Raw genomic sequence first — 17,133 nt, 5'->3', positions numbered from 1 at the left:
TTTCAGAAATATCCTCCTCAGTGTGCTGGCTCTGCTGCTGATCGTGTTGTGCGTTCTGGCATGGTTGCTGGGGACTCAGGCAGGCAGCCGTTGGGCCTTGGGGTTGGTCCCGGGCCTGCAGGTTGAACAGTTCCAGGGGCGCCTGGGCGGCCAGTGGCAGGCCGAGCGTGTGCTGTGGGAGCAGGGCGCTGATCGGGTCGAACTGGTTGCACCGCAGTTTGGCTGGTCACCTTCTTGCCTGGTGCGCATGACCTTGTGCATCGAGCGCCTGCAGGCCGACCAGGTCAACCTTGCCTTCGCCCCCGGTGAACCCACGCCCGACAGTGGGCCGATACAACTCCCTGCGCTGAAATTGCCGTTGGCGATCGAGCTGGGTGAGGTACGCATCGGTCACCTGCGCCTGGATGGCAATGAGCAACTGAGTCAGTTGCAACTGGCGGCCCATTGGACGGTCGCGGGTTTGCAGATCGACAGTCTGCAATTGCAGCGCGATGACCTGCACTTGAGCCTGCAAGGCCTGTTGCAGCCTGAAGGGGGTTGGCCACTGCAATTGCAGGGGCAGTTGCAGTTGCCCAAGGTCGATGGCCAGGACTGGCAGCTGGCGTTAACGCTGAACGGCGAGCTACAGAACACCTTGAAACTCGCGGCCAACAGCAGTGGGTATCTGAATGCTCGGCTCAGTGCTGAGCTGCAAGCCTTGGCCGAGCAGTTGCCCGCCACGCTACAGATCAGTGCCCAGGCGTTCAAACCGGCAGCCGACCTGCCCGACACGCTGCAATTGAATAACCTTGAACTCAGTGCCAAGGGCAACCTGCAAAGCGGTTACCAGTTGCTCGGCTCGGCAAGCCTGCCTGCCGAAAAAGGTCCGGTCGCATTGAACCTGCAGGGCAAGGTTGACGCCAAGGGCGCGCAACTGAGCGCCCTGGACCTGAGCGCCAGCCCCGAGCAGCGCCTCAAGCTCACCGCCAATGCCGATTGGCAGCAAGGCCTGAATGCGGACGCGACGGTCGATTGGCTGGACTTTCCCTGGCAGCATTTGTACCCGCTTGAGCAGGCGCCTCAGGTAACGTTGCGGCGTTTCAACGGCCAGGTGCACTACCGCGATGGCAACTATCAGGGTGAATTCAACGGCGACCTCGATGGTCCGGCCGGTGCCTTCAGCCTGAGCAGCCCATTCAAGGGTGACCTGCAGCAGATCGCCTTGCCGCAACTGGCGGTCAACGCTGGGCAAGGCAAGCTGGCCGGCAGTGTCAGTGTGCAATTTGCCGATACGCTGGCCTGGGACGCGGCCCTTGAACTGTCGGCGCTGAACCCGGCGTATTGGCTTGCCGAGTTGCCGGGTACGCTGGCCGGCCCGCTACGTAGCAAGGGGCAGATAAAGAACGACGAACTCAGCCTTGAGGCCAACCTTGATCTCAAGGGCCGCCTGCGTGGCCAACCCGCGGTGCTCAAGGCGGTCGCCCAGGGAGCTGGGCAAGCCTGGACCCTCGGCACCCTGGACATTCGCCTGGGTGACAACCACATCAACGGCAGTGGCAGCGTGCAACAGCGCCTGGCCGGACAGCTGGACCTCAACCTGCCACGTCTGGGCCAGCTCTGGCCGCATCTACAGGGTCAGCTCAACGGCAAGCTGGACGTCAGCGGTACGTTACAGGCACCGCAAGGCACCCTGACCTTGCAGGGGCAGCGATTGGCCCAGGCCGACAACCATGTACAGCGCCTGGCACTGGAGGCCCGCCTCGACAATGCCCAGCGCGCAGTCATCGATCTGCAAGCCAGCGGTATTCGTCTGGGCGACACGCTACTGGGCGAACTCACGGCCAAAGGCCGTGGCGATATCCGTCAGCAGCAGTTGCAGTTGGCCCTGGATGGGCCGCAACTCAAGCTCGACCTGGGCCTGGATGGGCAACTGGACAAGGGCAATTGGCGTGGGCAGCTGGCCAGCGGTCAGATCCAGGCCGGCGGCCAGGACTGGCGGTTGCAGGCACCGGCAAAACTCCAGCGTCTGGCCTCGGGGCAATTGGACTTCGGCGCCCATTGCTGGCGCTCCGGGCAAGCCAGCCTGTGCGGTGAAGACCAGCGCCTGGCCCCCGAGCCGCGCCTGCGCTATCACCTCAAGCAATTCCCGCTGCAAAGCCTGGCGCAGTGGCTACCCAAGGATTTCGCCTGGCAGGGCCTGCTCAACGCTGATATCAACCTGGATCTACCGGCCAGTGGGCCCAAGGGCAGCATTGTCGTCGATGCCAGTGGCGGCACCCTGCGCCTGCGGGAAAAGGACCAGTGGCTGGACTTTCCCTATCAGACCCTGCGCCTGGAAAGCACCCTGGCACCGCGGCGAATTGATACCCGTCTGAATTTCCGTGGCACAGGCCTGGGTGAGCTGGCGGTGGTCACCCGGCTTGACCCGGTGGCCCGTAACAAGCCGCTCAGTGGAGATTTCCGCCTGAGCGGGCTGGATATCGCCATCGCTCGCCCGTTTGCGCCGATGGTCGAGCGCCTGGCTGGTCAATTGAACGGTAGTGGGCAGTTGTCTGGCACCTTGTTGTCACCACAGGTCTCCGGCAACTTGCAGCTGAGCGGCGGTGAGGTTTCCGGCGCAGAGTTACCCATCAGCCTGCAAGACCTCAACCTGCAGGCACTGATTGCCGGCGAGCAGGTGCAGATCAATGGCGCCTGGAAAAGCGGAGACGCCGGTCAGGGTAGTCTGCGCGGGCAGATTGGCTGGGGCCCGGCGCTGGCGGTCGATCTGCACCTGCAGGGACAACGCCTGCCGGTGACCGTCGAGCCCTATGCAAACCTGGAAGTGGCGCCGGACCTGAAAATCAGCGTGCAGAACGACAAGCTGGCGGTGACCGGCAAGGTTCGGGTGCCCAAGGGCAAGATTACCGTGCGCGAACTACCGCCATCGACGGTCAAGGTGTCGGATGACACCGTGATCATCGGCCATCAGACCGAAGAGGGCAAAGCGCCGATGGCGGTGGCCATGGACATCGATGTTGAGGTCGGTCAGGACAAGCTGTCGTTCAGTGGTTTTGGATTGACCGCCAACTTGCTCGGCCATGTGCACATCGGCGACAACCTCGATACCCGTGGTGAACTGAGCCTGGCCGATGGTCGTTATCGTGCGTACGGGCAGCGCCTGACCATTCGGCGCGCGCGACTGCTGTTCGCCGGGCCGATCGACCAGCCGTATCTGGATATCGAAGCGATCCGCCAGACGGACGACGTGATTGCCGGTATCCGTCTCAGTGGCAGCGCCGAGCAACCGACCACCCAGGTGTTTTCCGAGCCGGCCATGAGCCAGGAGCAGGCGTTGTCCTATCTGGTGCTGGGGCGTCCTTTGGGGGCTACGGGTGAAGACAACAACATGCTCGCCGAAGCAGCCCTCGGACTGGGGCTTGCCACCAGCGCCGGGGTCACCGGGAGCCTGGCTTCGAGCCTGGGCATCGACGATTTCCAGCTCGATACGCAAGGCAGCGGCAACAGCACGAGTGTAGTGGCCAGCGGTAATCTGACAGAACGCTTGAGCTTGCGTTATGGCGTGGGGGTGTTTGAGCCGGTCAACACGGTTGCCTTGCGCTACAAACTGAGCAAGAAAGTCTATCTGGAAGCTGCCAGCGGTCTGGCAAGCTCCCTGGATATTTTCTATAAGCGCGATTTTTGAGGCGCCTCAGCGGTGGACGGCGGCAGCTTCGACTGGTTCGTTGCTGTCGCCCGCAGGGGACGGCTGATCAGGCAATGGTCGCGGGTTGATCAGGTTGGTGTATTCCTCGATCAGGCGATTGAGCGCTTCAGGTGGCTCGCAGGCTTGGAACTGCATGCGGATCTGCACCTCATCGGGATCACGGCCATCGCCGTTTCGCTTGTTCTGGCCACCTACGGTGACATAGAAACGCTCGCGCTTGAGGCTGTTGTTATCCTCAGCGGTCTCAGTGTTGTTGATGCGTACTGAGAGGTCGACCTGCATGCGCTCCAGCGCCAAGCCTCTGGGCGACACCAGCGCAATCAGCGGCACCCTCAGGGTGTGCTGCTCGCCCATTGACACCTCAACCATTTTGGCTTTCATCGGCGCGCCCAGCTGCTGGGCGTCATAGTCGAAAAACTGGTCGAAGAGCTGAATGTATTGCTGGGCGATCAAATTGTTGGTGGCGGCAGCGGCCTCTTGCAGGCCGCGGGTAATGTCGCACAAATCGCTAGCGGTGATGGGGGCGGTTTTCGAGGAACGATCATCCAAGTGTGCACACTCCTGGTGGTTCTAGCTCAAGGCCTCTCCTGGAAAGAAAGGCCCTGTTTGCCAGCAATAAGGCAGTAAAAAAAGCAGGAATCAGGATTGAGCTTCTGTGTCCGGCATGGCCAAGGGCGACTCGGGCAGTGCGTCGAGGTTCTGCGCGGTGGTATCGGCCATGACCACTGGTTTGCTCGAAGCCTCGATGAGGAGGTCGATCACGCGCATCAAGGCTTCTGGTGGGTCCTGACGGCGAACTTTGGTGTTGAAGGCATAGCGTGCGCGAGTATCGGTTTTACGCGTTTGGGTGGATTTGTGACTGACTTGCCCTTTGACTTCGAGCTTGAGCGCCTCCCAGCCCAATGAAGCGGCAAGACTTGCTTCTCCGGCCGTCTCGGAGATGCGTTCGGCTTGCTGACTGATGGTCAGCTCAAACTCGACGGTACCTTCTTCCATCACAATGTTGGGGTGGGTAATCGCTGCGAGCAGCGGGATCTGTATCTTTTTGGCAACAGTACCCTTGTAGACGCCTTGCCCATCGGTGATGGTTTCGTCGTAGTCGAACTGAATGGCGACAGCCTTTCCATCCTGAACGCAGACACCCATCAGGAAGTCGGCGTACGACTTGCTCGCCGAAATCTGAGCCTGGATCATCGCTTGCAACGGCCCGGAAATCATCCGGTCCAGGGGCAGGGCATTCATCACCGAGCCGATCAAACTGTTATCGATTGTTGCCATGAGAAAACTCCCTGTATAGAGCGCACATCAGTGTGCGAATCATTCTTTGGGCGAGGGGATTATCGGTTCAAGGGTTCAGGCTCCTGTGCGTGCAGGATTCCTGGCGGCGAATGTTGCCGATTTGACGCAAGCTCAAACCGTACTTGTTGGCCAGCATGCTGCGAGACTGGCCTTCTGCACTTTCTTGTTGAATCTGTTGATTACGTAGTTGGCGCAGGAAATGGTCGACCTTGGGGATCTCCAGGGCCATACCGGCGAAACGTTTGATCAACGCGTCCAGCGCCGCCTCTGGCAGTACTTGGGCCAGTGCGGTGCGTTCCCGGTGTTTGGGGATATATTTGGGGCGGCCACCGAAGGCGAGGGTCAAGTTGTAGGCGTTTTCAATGCCGAGGCATTCGATCAGCATTTGCAGTGAATGGGGCAGTTGCTGGGTGTCGATTCGTTTGAGGTCGCACAGTTCCATGGTGACTTCCTTGTAGGGAGTGGCTAGACACCTTCATGGTTGAACATTCGGGCCCCTGGTAACAGGCAGCAAGCGCGGCGGGGGTGGTGGGCATCGGGTATATGGTTTGTAGGCAGCGTGGTTCGCTTAAATAGGAAATCCATGGCCATAAGTGCGTAAGCCCTTGAGTCTGCGCTTCAGGTAGCTGTGAGAAGTGTTCATGCATGGGCAAACCATGCTCACTGGCAGGGACGTGCCAGCAGCAAGCTGATCTGGCCAAGATAGGGGCCGGGTCGATGCGCGGCGTGTTTCGGCAGCGTGCGCCAGTCAACCCAGATACAGATGGCGTTGAGGTCATGCTGCGCCTGCTTGCCTACAATCTGTGGCGAAAAATCCCGCCGATATAGCACCTGGGTCTGCTTGAGCGCTTGGGTTTGATCGGGGTTTGAAACGGTCAGGGCTGCCGCTTTGATGAGCGCGTCAGATGGCAGGCTAAAGTAGGGGGCGGTTGATTGCTTCTGCAGGTGTCCGGCCTGGCGGGAGCGATGCCAGAGTTGTTGCCATTGGCTCGCACCGGCCTGTTCGACCAGTTGCTTGCCCAAGGCCTGGTGTTGTTCGGGAGAAAGCTCCGCGGTGGAGAGCGCGTGGGCCTGAAGGCTCACCAGCAAGGTGATGGCGGTTGCCAGTTGGCGCAGAAACATGGCGATCTTCCGTTCGTCAGAGGGCAAAGCCCGGAACGCCATGTTTTCAAGCACGAGGTCGTAGCAAAAGGAGGAAATTGTCCGCTTGCGGCAAGGTCACGTTGTATGATGCGCACGGGCCGTTTCGGCCCTCACCCCGATGTTGCAAGGAAATATCCATGACTCAAGGTCAACGCCTGAAATATTCCATTCTGATCTCCCTGCTGGTGCTGGGGATCATGCTCGGTCTGTCTTACCTGCAAAAGCAGGGGACGATCAGTGAGCAAGTGTTCCAGTACATCGCTATTGCGGTGGCCATTGCGGTCGTGGTGATCAATGGCATCATGCGGCGCAAAGTGAAGATGTGAGCTGATCTGCGCGGCCGGCAGCCTGGCCGGCCATGCGCTTAGCGTGGGTAGGTTTGTTCCAGAATGCTACGGGCCTCGGGGTTGAGGCTGTAGCACTTGTCGTTGCCCATGCTGATCACGCCCTCGACACACAGGCGCTTGAGCACTTCGCGCACACTGAGAAACGACAGTGGAATATCCAGCTGCTCAAGCTGGCTATGTACGCCGCGTACACCGATGCTACGCCCGCTGCGGTCGGCCATGTGCAAGGCATCGATGACTTTCAGGCGGATCAGGCTGGTACGCAGCCCATATGACCTGAGCAGTTCACGAATATGCTCATTGCCCGGGCGTTCGTTGTCGCTGTTCGCGGCTTTTACGCTCAGCGCCTGCCGGGCTTTGCGTTCCGGGCGATTGGCAATCGCAAGCTGTTGCTGGTTGTACATGTGAACACTCCCTTTCGTGGTCAGTCCTGTTACCGAATTATTGTTCCCTACACCCTATAAGACGAATGAGCGTCGAAAAACTGCAGTACCTGGCGAAAAAATTATCGAACCACTCAGGTAAAGACGTATCGGGCCCGCATTTACCGTAAATTTTTCGCCTGTGCTTCGTTCAATCAGGATCAACAGTTCCCTGAACGGTGCAGGAGTATTCGTGAACAAACCCCGTCCATTGACCCGTTTCTGCCTGGCCGGGCTGCTGCTCGGCCTGAGCGTTGCTGCCCAGGCCCGGGTTGTCCCAGGTGATGCCAGTGCTGAAATCCGCCGTACCAGCTTTGGTGTGCCGCACATCCTGGCCCAGGATGAACAGGGTCTGGGATATGGCATCGGCTACGCCTATGCCCAGGACAACCTGTGCCTGTTGGCCAACGAGGTGGTTACCGTCAATGCTGAACGTTCGCGTTACTTCGGGCCTGATCAGCTCACGTTCGAGCAACGAGAGAACCTGGCCAGTGATCTGTTTTTCAGCTGGTTGAATACGCCGACTGCCGTGTTCGGCTTCTGGCAGGCGCAACCGGCGCAGGTGCGTGCGTTGCTCGAAGGCTATGCCAAGGGCTACAACCGCGCGCTGGCTGAACGCTTGGCGCAAGGTCAGGGGGCGCAGTGTCTGCAGGCTGAGTGGTTGCGGCCGATCACTACCCTGGATCTGGTCAAGTTGACCCGGCGCCTGCTGGTTGAGGGCGGGGTGGGGCAGTTTGCCGAAGCCCTGGCCAGCGCTACGCCACCCAATGCCGTGGCACCGTTGGCGCTGGACATGAGCAAGGCGCAAGCGCGGCAGAATAACTTCGCCCTAGAGCGTGGCAGCAATGCCGTGGCCGTTGGCAGTGAACGCTCAGCCACGGGCCAGGGCATGCTGCTGGCGAACCCGCATTTCCCCTGGGCTGGCGGCATGCGTTTTTACCAGATGCAACTGACGGTTCCCGGCAAACTGAATGTCATGGGCGCGGCGCTGCCGGGCTTGCCGTTGATCAATATCGGTTTCAACCGGCATCTGGCCTGGACCCATACGGTGGATACCTCCAAGCACTTCACCCTGTATCGGCTTGAGCTTGATCCCAAGGCCCCGACCCGCTACCTGCTCGACGGCAAGTCGCACGCCATGAAACAGCAGCGTCTGACCGTGATGGTCAAAGGCGAGGATGGCAAGCTCACAGCGGTCAATCGCGATGTCTACAGTTCAGTCTTCGGCCCAGTGGTGCAATGGCCCGGGCGCCTGGACTGGAACGCCCATTACGCGTTCAGCTTGCGTGATGCCAACCTCGACAACACCCGCGTACTGCAACAGTGGTACAGCATGAACCAGGCAGACAGCCTGCAGGCATTGCAGGGTTCGGTGCAGCGTTTGCAAGGCATTCCCTGGGTCAACACCCTGGCTGTGGACGCCAAGGGGCAAACCTTGTACTTGAACCAGTCGGTGGTGCCGTTTGTGGATGCCGATTTGCTCAAGCAGTGCAGCGATCCGGCGGCCGGGCAAGAACTGATTGTCCTCGACGGCTCGCGCAGCGCCTGCAACTGGAAGGTTGACTCACGTGCGGCGCAAGCCGGTATCTTCCCTGCCCAGTTGCAACCAAGCCTGAGCCGGCGCGATTTTATTCAGCACTCCAACGACTCGGCCTGGATGGTCAACCCCGCGCATCCTCTGCGTGGCTATTCGCCGTTGATCAGCCTTGAAGACCAGCCCTTGGGGCCGCGCAGCCGCTTTGCCCTGCAACGCTTGAGTGGCGATGACAAGCTGACCGGGGCCGATCTGCAGCGAATGGTCATGGATAACCAGGTTTATCTGGCGCAGTTGTTGATGCCGGACGTGTCGCAGTGGTGTGCTGAACAACCCGCAGACTCACCCGTGACCGCCGTGTGCAGCAGTTTGAAGGCCTGGAATTTGCGCGCTGATCTGGACAGTGGCATCGGCCTGGTGCATTTCCAGAACCTGCTTGAACACCTGCTTGAACGCCCGGATATCTGGCGGGTCGCCTTCGACCCGAACGACCCGCAGCACACCCCGCGTGGCTTGGCATTCGAGCGGGCTGAAGTCGGCGCAGCCTTGCATGACGCGGCCCAGGCTTCATTGGCGGCAGTGCAGCAGGCCGGGCTGGCTGCCGATGCGCAGTGGGGGCAAGTCCAGCACGCTGCCGATGGCACGCCGATCCATGGCGGGCCGGCCAGCTTGGGGGTGTATAACGCGATCCAGAGTGTACCGACGGCACCCGGAAAGCGCCTGGTGGTCAGTGGTACCAGTTACTTGCAGTTGGTGACCTTTGATGCCAAGGGGCCGCAAGCCAAAGGGCTGTTGGCTTTTTCGGAGTCCAGCGATGCCGATTCGGCGCATGCCAGCGACCAGACCAAGGCTTTCTCGGCTAAGCAGTGGCATACCATTCCGTTCACTGAGGCGCAGATCAAGGCGGATCCGCAGTATCGGGTGCAGCGGATTCAGGAAAATAGTGTGCCCTGATTGTAAATCGCTTCGCGGGGCAAGCCCGCTCCTACCGTGGGAGCGGGCTTGCCCCGCGATGCGATCAGTGCACCAGCTCGCGCAACAACAAGCCAAACGCCAGGTCAACCTGCTCAGGAATCGGCAGGTACACCGTATGCCCATCCCCCGGCGCCACCTCAATGGCCGCCCCCTGGCGATCGCGCAACTGGTGCAGGTCGAAGTGATAGTTGCCGCGCGGGGTCATCAACTCCAGATGATCACCCAGGGCAAAGCGGTTCTTGACCCGCACTTCGGCCAGGCCATCGACGCGCTCGCCGGTCAGTTCACCGACGAACTGCTGGCGTTCGGACACTGAATTGCCGCGCTGATAGTTTTGATACTCATCATGCACATGACGACGCAGGAAGCCTTCGGTGTACCCGCGTTGGGCCAACGACTCTAGGTTGAGCATCAGGCTGCGGTCGAACTCGCGGCCAGCCACGGCATCATCGATGGCCTGGCGGTAAACCTGGGTGGTGCGCGCGCAATAGAAGTGCGACTTGGTCCGACCTTCGACCTTCAGTGAGTGCACGCCCATGCGGGTCAAGCGCTCTACATGCTGGACGGCCCGCAGGTCTTTGGCATTCATGATGTAGGTGCCGTGTTCATCCTCGAAGGCGGGCATGTCTTCGTCTGGACGGCTGCTTTCCTGCAACAGGAACACCTGGTCGGTGGGCGCGCCGACCCCCAGGGTGGGCTGCACTTCGCGCACGATATCGCCGCTGGCATCTTCCACCGCCGCCGTGGCGCTGTATTTCCAGCGGCAGGCATTGGTGCAGCTGCCCTGGTTGGCGTCGCGGCGGTTGAGGTAACCCGATAGCAGGCAGCGGCCGGAGTAGGCCATGCACAGCGCGCCATGCACGAACACTTCCAGTTCCATGGACGGCACTTGCTGGCGAATTTCCTCGATCTCTTCCAGCGACAGTTCACGGGACAGGATCACCCGGGTCAGCCCCTGGCTGCGCCAGAATTCGACACTGGCCCAGTTCACCGTGTTGGCCTGCACCGACAGGTGAATGGGCATGTGCGGGAAGTGCTGGCGAACCAGCATGATCAGCCCCGGGTCAGACATGATCAGCGCATCGGGCGCCATCTCGATGACCGGCGCCAGGTCTTTGAGGAAGGTTTTCAGCTTGGCGTTGTGTGGCGCAATGTTCACCACCACGTAGAAGCGTTTGCCCTGCGCCTGGGCTTCTTTGATGCCCAGGGCCAGGTTGGCGTGGTCGAACTCGTTGTTACGTACGCGCAGGCTGTAGCGCGGTTGCCCGGCATAAACGGCATCGGCGCCGTAGGCAAAGGCGTAGCGCATGTTCTTCAGGGTGCCGGCAGGGGCGAGTAATTCAGGTTTGGCGAGCGAAGTCATTTTAGGTCGCGGCAAAAGGCGCGGATGCTAACGATTATTCCTGGCTGGGCGATTGACCTGCATCAACGTTATGCATTCGCAGCCCGTTAGCGTGCACTGCGCCAATACGCTGCGTTTTCTGATTTTTATAAAGAAAATCAGTGCTTTGATATCAAATAACGATTATTGAGGAGTGTTGTAAAGCCGCTCATCGGACACTGGTCGGGTTCGTAACGTGGGCATGATCGCACTGTGATCAGCCACACAGGTGTTACTCCATAAGGACCTGATGAATGTCGCAGCACGTTAGCTTGCCCGCTCACCGCCAGCCGCAATGCAGGACCTGCAGCCTTGCGCAGGTTTGCCTGCCCGGTTCAGTGGGCCACGAAGAAATCGACGTACTCGATGCCATGGTCAAACACGGTCGCACACTGAAAAAAGACGACTTCCTGTTTCGCCAAGGTGAACCTTTCAACTCTATTTATTCCATCCGCTCCGGGGTATTGAAGTCCGTTGCCCTCAGTGCCGACGGGGAAGAAAAAATCATCGGAATTCATTTGCCGGGTGAGCTGATCGGCTTGTCCGGCATGGACACCGACGCTTACCCGGTGTCGGTTCAGGCCCTGGAAAGCAGCCATGTCTGCGAGCTGCCTTTCGGACCACTCGACGAGCTGCTGATCCGCTTGCCGCAAGTACGGCGCCACCTGATCCGGGCGATGAGCCGCGAGATCCGCAGTACCCAACAAATGACCCGCCTGCTGTCGACCAAGGCCGCTGATGTGCGGGTTGTGGCGTTACTGGTCAACCTCTCGGCACGTTTTCACACCTTGGGCCACTCGGCCAATCAGTTGAACTTAAGTATTTCTCGAAACGAGATCGGCAACTACCTGGGCCTGGCGTCAGAAACGGTGTCCCGGGTGCTGACTCGCCTCAAGCAAAACGGGTTGATTGAGGTCGATGGCAAAGAGGTTCGCATCGTTGACCTGATACCTGGCAGCCGCGCCTGCAACCCCGACCATAGTGGGCTCAGCCTGCATTGAGGAGCACAGATGACGTTGACGGTATCGCTTGGACCGTGGTCCATCAGCCACGCGACGCCTACCGGCGCATACGCAACCGGCCCGACTTGTTACTCGTTGATTGAAAAGTCGTGCAGCGACACTACCTACCAGTGGGACTGGAAGGGGCAAAGCCTGGCGGGGGTGAGTAACTGCACCTACCTGTTTGAGGATCTGCAAACGCGTAAATCGATAACCTGGAGCAACAGCGCGAGCCAGAACAGCTGGTACAACGTGTCGTCAACTGACGGGGAACAAGGGCAAGAAGCCCCGGTTTATGTGCCTGTCGAACTGACGGCCACTTTCAGCTGGGAACCTGACGAAGTCAGGCAGCCAGCACCGGGCCTGCCGCCTCCCAACGATCGATTACTGGTAAAAGCGCTGGATAGCACTTCAATAGGGATATAGCGCTGCTATAACGGCACTTTTGGCCCTGTGCTGCGCACTAACGTTGACAACCCCAACGGAGTGCCTATGAGCGAGACCGCCCGGCAGCACAAGGCCCTGCACCTGTTACTGGCGTTGGTCACCATCGCCTTTGTATGGATCCTGTTGCCTTTTTATGGCGCGGTGTTCTGGGCGGTCATCCTCGCCATTCTCTTCGCCCCCTTGCAGCGCCGTCTGTTGTTGCGCCTGAGTTGGCGGCGCAATCTGGCCGCCGGCGTGACGCTGCTGACTTGTCTGCTGATTGCCATCTTGCCGGTGATCGTCATCAGCACTTTGCTGGTACAGGAAGGCGCGGCGCTGTACAAAAATATTGAAAGCGGCCAACTGGACATTGCCGGTTATATCGAACGGTTCAACGACCTGCTACCGGCGTTCGCCCAGCGCGGTTTGCAGCGCATGGGAATGGCGGACCTGGAAGGGCTGCGCGAAGCGATCAGCAAGGGCGCGATGCAGGGCAGCCAGTTCTTTGCCAGCCAAGCGTTCAGCTTCGGCCAGGGCACCTTCGAATTTCTGGTGAGCTTTGCCGTCATGCTCTACCTGCTGTTTTTCTTTCTGCGCGATGGCGCTGAACTGGCACGCAAAGTACGCACCGCGCTGCCGTTGGCCGAACAGCAAAAACGCCGCTTGCAGTTGAAGTTCAACCGGGTGGTACGGGCTACGGTCAAAGGCAACCTGGTGGTGGCGGTAACACAGGGAGCACTGGGCGGCATCATCTTTTGGGTGCTGGGCATTCCCAGTCCGCTGGTTTGGGCGGTGCTGATGGGATTCTTGTCGCTACTTCCGGCGGTTGGGGCGGGTGTTGTCTGGGCGCCCGTGGCCATTTACTTCCTGCTCGTCGGGACCGTCTGGAAAGGCGTGGTGCTGACGGCCTTCGGTGTGCTGGTCATCGGCCTGGTTGATAACCTGTTGCGGCCGATATTGGTGGGCAAAGACACGAAAATGCCCGATTACCTGATCCTGATATCGACCCTCGGTGGTCTGGCCGTGTTCGGCCTCAACGGCTTTGTCATCGGGCCGTTGATCGCCGCGCTGTTCATGTCCAGCTGGGCGATCTTCGTCTCGACTAAACCCAAGGTGCAGTTGCCCGATTAGCGGAAGCTGTAGGACACGCCTGCGTAAACTCCGAACCCTTCACCAGGCGTCGAGCGGGCGATGTCCTGGCCGTTGTCGTTATAGCCCGGTGTCACCGTGGCGGCATAGCGCTTGTTGGTCAGGTTGCGCAGGTCGAGCCAGGTTTGCCAGTCCTGCTTGGGGGCGTTGTAGCCCAGGGTGGCGCCGAGCAAGGCATAGGGATCGGCGTGATAGCTGTTGGCGTAGTCGACTTGGACCTTGGACGCCATTTGCGTGTTGATCCCGGCGAAAAAGCCACTCGGCAGGTCGAAGCGCAGTTCGGCCTGGTAGTAATGCATCGGAATACCCGGCAGGCGGTTGTCGCCGAAGGTATCGTCGTCGCGGTAATGGAAGTCGCTGAAGGTGTAAGCCTGGCGCAGCGACAGCTTGCCGACTGCAGCTCGTTCCCAGAGCAGGCTGTCCAGTCCGGCTTCGACGCCCTGGTGGACGGTGGGGCTGGCGTTGAATTCTTTGGCGGGCAGGCCTTGCACGATCTCCACGGCCAGCAGTTCATGACGCACGTTGGAGTAGTACCAGGCCAGGTCCCAACGGCCGATAAGCGACTCGCCGCGTGCACCCAGCTCAAGGGTGGTTGCGGTCTGGTTCTGCATCTCGATCGGCTGAGTGGCGTTGGTCGAGCTCCATATCAGCGACCACGGGTGCGGCGGCTCGACCGAGCGGCTCAGGTTGCCATACACCTGCAGTCCGGGATTGATGTCATAATGCAGCCCGAGACGCGGTGCGTAGTCCCAGTCATGCTGGCTGACCTTGCCCCCGTTGGCCGGAAAGCTCACCTCGCTTTCGCGGCGGGTGTAAATCATCGCCAGGCCGCTGGTCAGCCACAGGTTGGGCACCAGTTCGAGTTCGTTACCGATATGTGCAACGTTGTCCGAGCCTTGATAACTGAAGTCTCGGCTCCGGGCGCCGGTGATGTCGTTTGTCCGGGCAAACTGCGAAGCCCCGCTGTTGGGCAGGTGCTTGGTGGAACGCCAGCCCACCGTCGTTTTGCTTTCGTGGCCGAGCAGGGTGTCAGTACGGAAATAATTCAGTGTGCCGCTAACGTCGGTGTAAGCGACCTTGAGTCGCATCGGGCCCTCGCGCAGGTCCATCGGGTAGTCGTGGTAGACCAGCCCGGCTTCCAGGCGTGCGTCGTCGCTCAGGTAGAATGTGGTCTTGTTGCCCACCCAGGTGCTGCCCGGTTGCGGGCGGCTATCATCCCGGGCCAGGTACGCCGGGTTGGCATCGCGTGGATGGTGCTTGATCTGCTCTTTGGTCAGGCGCCCGGCCAGTTCATTTTCGGTTTCCCGGTAGCGCAGGTAGAAGCGGGTTTCCAGGTTCGGGTTGACGCGATAACCGACATTGGCGGCGATACCTTTACTGCTGCCGCTGCTGTGTTCCTGATAACCGTCGTATTCAGAGTCGGTCAGGGCCACGTAGTAATCCAGATCCCCCAATATCTGGCCCGAGCTGATCTGACGCTTGGCATACCCACGGCTGCCCAGCTCATAACGCAGCTGCAGCGGCGCGGCATCATGGCCGGTATGGGTGATGTAATCGATCGCACCGCCCAAGGCCAGGGAGCCGCGGTCAAAACCATTGGCGCCGCGTAGCACTTCCGCGCGGCTCAGCCACAGCGGTTCGAACAGCTCATAAGGCGTACCGCCCGGGCCGGTCAGTGGCAGGCCGTCGAACATCGTGTACACGCCCGAACCGTGGGCGCCGGGCGCGCGGTTGATGCCGGAGCCGCGGATCGACAGCTTGATCCCGTCGTTGCCGGCGGACTGGGCAAAAACACCCGGTTGATAGGCGAGTACGTCCTGGTTGCTGGCGACCCGACCTTGCTCGACCCGCTGCATGTCCACCAGGTTGGTGGCACCGGGCACCTGACTCAGGCGTTCACGGGCATCTTGCAGCTCGCTTTGCTCGGTTTCCTGAATCAGTACTTGGCCAAGTTCAATGCCGTCGCTGGCCTGGACGGAGGCGGTGCAAGAGATCAACAGAGCGAGGGACGAGCGGGGTAGGGTGGGACGCATCAAACGGGTTCCGGGACAGTGAGCGGGTATCAGACGTCACAACTACCAGACGAAGCACAGTCACAGAAATCTACCGTAGGAGCGGGCTTGCCCCGCGAAGCAGGCACTGCGGTGAATGGCACGGGCTTCGCCCGTGTTCGCGGGGCAAGCCCGCTCCCACAGGCGGAGCAAGACGGTATCCCCCACAGGCGGGGCAAGACAGTTGGTCCCACAAAAACAAAACACCCCGCCGAAGCGGGGTGTTGGTTATTGCCAGGTCGATCAGCCGATCAACTGCAATCCAGCGTGCTGAACCATGTCCAGCAACGGCTGCGGGTACACACCCAGCACGAAGGCGAGGATGGCGATGGCCAGCAGCATGACGCCACCGGTACGCTGTTCCCAGTTCAGCGGGGCATCGTGACGACGCAGGTTTGGCTCGATCAGGAACAGGGTCACCATGACGCGCAGGTAGTAGAACACGCCGATGGCACTACCGATCACCAGCGCACCCACCAGCCACCACAGCTGCGACTCGACACCGGTGGCGATGATGTAGAACTTGCCGATGAAGCCTGCAGTCAACGGGATACCAGCCAGCGACAGCATCATCACGGTCAGTACCGCGGTCAGGTACGGACGGCGCCAGAACAGGCCGCGGTACTCGTACAGTGCGTCAGCGTCACGGCCGTTGTACGGCGAGGACATCAGGGTGATTACGCCGAACGCGCCGAGGCTGGTGATCACGTAAGTGACCAGGTACACGCCAATGGCTTCAACGGCCAGGCCTTTGCTCGCCACCAGGGCGATCAGCAGGTAGCCGAAGTGGGCGATCGAGGAGTAACCCAGCAGACGCTTGAGGTTGCTCTGGGTCAGGGCCAGCAGGTTACCGATCAGGATCGAAGCAACCGCAATCACCGACAGTACGGTGGTAAGCACGCCGCTGCTGGCAGCAGGGGAGAGCATGAACAGGCGTACGACAACGGCGAATACAGCCACCTTGCTGGCGGTAGCCAGGAAGGCTGCAACCGGTGCCGGAGCACCTTCGTAAACGTCTGGGGTCCACAGGTGGAACGGTACCAGCGACAGTTTGAACGCCAGGCCAACCAGCATCATGCCCAGGCCCAGTTGTGCCAGCAGGCTTGGCATGTTGGTGGCGGCCAGGGCCTTGCCAATACCGTCGAAGCTCAGGCTGCCGGCATCGGCGTACAGCAGGGCCATACCGAACAGCAGGAACGCGGAACCGGCGGCCGACAGCACCATGTACTTGATGCCAGCTTCCAGCGAACGCTTGTTGAAGAAGGCATAAGCAACCAGGCCATAGACCGGAACCGAAAGCAGCTCCAGACCGATGAACAAGCCCGCCAGGTGCTGCGCGCTGACCAGTACCAAGCCACCGAGGGCGGCCAGCAGGATCAGCAGGTACAGTTCTTCGCGGTTGCCCGGGTAGCCTTTGCCGCCATCACCCAGGTACGCATGGGCGAGGGTAACGCAGGCCAGGGTGGCCACCAGGATCAGCGCCATGTACAGGCAGGCGAACTTGTCGATGGTCAGCAGCGGGGTGACCGCCAGGGGCACAACTTTCAGAACTGGCAAGATCGACAGCAGGGCCAGGTTCAGGCCTACGGTCGACAGCAGGAAGGTTTGCGAGTGGTTGCGGCGCCAGGCGATGGCCAGCATCACCACGACAATGGTGAGACTGGTAATCAGCAGCGGCGCAAGCGCGATAAAGTGTTGAATCGTCAGGTCCATAGCGCTC

The 17,133-nt window shown here is 60.3% G+C and carries 14 protein-coding genes; 6 read left to right on the top strand and 8 right to left on the bottom strand.

What is annotated here, in order from left to right; translation table 11 throughout:
• The first annotated feature begins 10 nt into the window (after positions 1-10).
• The gene (locus tag ACP6KB_RS17730) at positions 11-3,664 is read left to right on the top strand and encodes a translocation/assembly module TamB domain-containing protein (RefSeq protein WP_442114330.1); all 3,654 of its coding nucleotides are present in this window, start codon (positions 11-13) and stop codon (positions 3,662-3,664) included.
• Positions 3,665-3,670: 6 nt separating this feature from the next.
• Here ACP6KB_RS17730 and ACP6KB_RS17725 read toward each other — a convergent pair whose 3' ends face one another.
• From ACP6KB_RS17725 to ACP6KB_RS17710, 4 genes are all read right to left on the bottom strand, one after another.
• Positions 3,671-4,204: a DUF2589 domain-containing protein gene (locus ACP6KB_RS17725; protein ID WP_442114329.1), complete on the bottom strand. Its 534-nt coding sequence runs from the start codon at positions 4,202-4,204 to the stop codon at positions 3,671-3,673.
• 120 nt (positions 4,205-4,324) lie between these two features.
• Entirely contained in the window at positions 4,325-4,963 is a 639-nt protein-coding gene (locus tag ACP6KB_RS17720; RefSeq protein ID WP_442108609.1) for a DUF2589 domain-containing protein, read from the bottom strand.
• 67 nt (positions 4,964-5,030) lie between these two features.
• Positions 5,031-5,426: a Mor transcription activator family protein gene (locus tag ACP6KB_RS17715; protein ID WP_442108607.1), complete on the bottom strand. Its 396-nt coding sequence runs from the start codon at positions 5,424-5,426 to the stop codon at positions 5,031-5,033.
• A 218-nt stretch (positions 5,427-5,644) separates the two neighbouring features.
• Positions 5,645-6,106, bottom strand: a complete 462-nt coding sequence (locus tag ACP6KB_RS17710; RefSeq protein ID WP_442108605.1) for a hypothetical protein — start codon at positions 6,104-6,106, stop codon at positions 5,645-5,647.
• Positions 6,107-6,264: 158 nt separating this feature from the next.
• Between ACP6KB_RS17710 and ACP6KB_RS17705 the strand changes: the two genes are divergently transcribed.
• Entirely contained in the window at positions 6,265-6,453 is a 189-nt protein-coding gene (locus ACP6KB_RS17705; RefSeq protein ID WP_442108603.1) for a hypothetical protein, read from the top strand.
• 38 nt (positions 6,454-6,491) lie between these two features.
• On the opposite strand, the gene ACP6KB_RS17700 is transcribed toward ACP6KB_RS17705, so the two are convergent.
• The gene (locus ACP6KB_RS17700) at positions 6,492-6,878 is read right to left on the bottom strand and encodes a fe2+ zn2+ uptake regulation protein (protein ID WP_442108601.1); all 387 of its coding nucleotides are present in this window, start codon (positions 6,876-6,878) and stop codon (positions 6,492-6,494) included.
• A 211-nt stretch (positions 6,879-7,089) separates the two neighbouring features.
• Between ACP6KB_RS17700 and pvdQ the strand changes: the two genes are divergently transcribed.
• Positions 7,090-9,384, top strand: a complete 2,295-nt coding sequence (gene pvdQ, locus ACP6KB_RS17695; protein ID WP_442108599.1) for a bifunctional acylase PvdQ — start codon at positions 7,090-7,092, stop codon at positions 9,382-9,384.
• Between the two features lie 64 nt (positions 9,385-9,448).
• On the opposite strand, the gene trhP is transcribed toward pvdQ, so the two are convergent.
• Positions 9,449-10,768 carry a prephenate-dependent tRNA uridine(34) hydroxylase TrhP gene (trhP, locus tag ACP6KB_RS17690; protein ID WP_442108597.1) on the bottom strand — a complete coding sequence of 440 codons (1,320 nt, stop codon included), beginning with the start codon at positions 10,766-10,768 and terminating at the stop codon, positions 9,449-9,451.
• Between the two features lie 272 nt (positions 10,769-11,040).
• Between trhP and fnr the strand changes: the two genes are divergently transcribed.
• From fnr to ACP6KB_RS17675, 3 genes are all read left to right on the top strand, one after another.
• Positions 11,041-11,787, top strand: a complete 747-nt coding sequence (gene fnr, locus ACP6KB_RS17685; protein ID WP_442108595.1) for a fumarate/nitrate reduction transcriptional regulator Fnr — start codon at positions 11,041-11,043, stop codon at positions 11,785-11,787.
• A gap of 9 nt (positions 11,788-11,796) precedes the next feature.
• Positions 11,797-12,213: a hypothetical protein gene (locus tag ACP6KB_RS17680; protein ID WP_442108593.1), complete on the top strand. Its 417-nt coding sequence runs from the start codon at positions 11,797-11,799 to the stop codon at positions 12,211-12,213.
• Positions 12,214-12,279: 66 nt separating this feature from the next.
• The gene (locus ACP6KB_RS17675) at positions 12,280-13,344 is read left to right on the top strand and encodes an AI-2E family transporter (RefSeq protein ID WP_442108591.1); all 1,065 of its coding nucleotides are present in this window, start codon (positions 12,280-12,282) and stop codon (positions 13,342-13,344) included.
• On the opposite strand, the gene ACP6KB_RS17670 is transcribed toward ACP6KB_RS17675, so the two are convergent.
• Positions 13,341-15,395: a TonB-dependent receptor family protein gene (locus tag ACP6KB_RS17670; protein WP_442108589.1), complete on the bottom strand. Its 2,055-nt coding sequence runs from the start codon at positions 15,393-15,395 to the stop codon at positions 13,341-13,343. The genes ACP6KB_RS17675 and ACP6KB_RS17670 overlap by 4 nt on opposite strands.
• A gap of 261 nt (positions 15,396-15,656) precedes the next feature.
• A complete protein-coding gene (gene nuoN / locus ACP6KB_RS17665; RefSeq protein WP_442108587.1) occupies positions 15,657-17,126 on the bottom strand; it encodes an NADH-quinone oxidoreductase subunit NuoN in 1,470 nt (489 codons plus the stop codon).
• Positions 17,127-17,133 lie beyond the last annotated feature (7 nt).

The sequence above is a fragment of the Pseudomonas sp. NUPR-001 genome, from assembly GCF_052147955.1.
GTDB lineage: Bacteria > Pseudomonadota > Gammaproteobacteria > Pseudomonadales > Pseudomonadaceae > Aquipseudomonas.
This window is presented reverse-complemented; position numbering and strand designations above follow the sequence as displayed.

Coding starts and splice junctions, on each gene's coding strand:
- nuoN (WP_442108587.1), bottom strand. CDS start 17,126: ATGGACCTGACGATTCAACACTTTATCGCGCTTGCGCCGCTGCTGATT.
- ACP6KB_RS17670 (WP_442108589.1), bottom strand. CDS start 15,395: ATGCGTCCCACCCTACCCCGCTCGTCCCTCGCTCTGTTGATCTCTTGC.
- ACP6KB_RS17700 (WP_442108601.1), bottom strand. CDS start 6,878: ATGTACAACCAGCAACAGCTTGCGATTGCCAATCGCCCGGAACGCAAA.
- ACP6KB_RS17710 (WP_442108605.1), bottom strand. CDS start 6,106: ATGTTTCTGCGCCAACTGGCAACCGCCATCACCTTGCTGGTGAGCCTT.
- ACP6KB_RS17680 (WP_442108593.1), top strand. CDS start 11,797: ATGACGTTGACGGTATCGCTTGGACCGTGGTCCATCAGCCACGCGACG.
- trhP (WP_442108597.1), bottom strand. CDS start 10,768: ATGACTTCGCTCGCCAAACCTGAATTACTCGCCCCTGCCGGCACCCTG.
- ACP6KB_RS17720 (WP_442108609.1), bottom strand. CDS start 4,963: ATGGCAACAATCGATAACAGTTTGATCGGCTCGGTGATGAATGCCCTG.
- ACP6KB_RS17705 (WP_442108603.1), top strand. CDS start 6,265: ATGACTCAAGGTCAACGCCTGAAATATTCCATTCTGATCTCCCTGCTG.
- fnr (WP_442108595.1), top strand. CDS start 11,041: ATGTCGCAGCACGTTAGCTTGCCCGCTCACCGCCAGCCGCAATGCAGG.
- ACP6KB_RS17715 (WP_442108607.1), bottom strand. CDS start 5,426: ATGGAACTGTGCGACCTCAAACGAATCGACACCCAGCAACTGCCCCAT.
- ACP6KB_RS17675 (WP_442108591.1), top strand. CDS start 12,280: ATGAGCGAGACCGCCCGGCAGCACAAGGCCCTGCACCTGTTACTGGCG.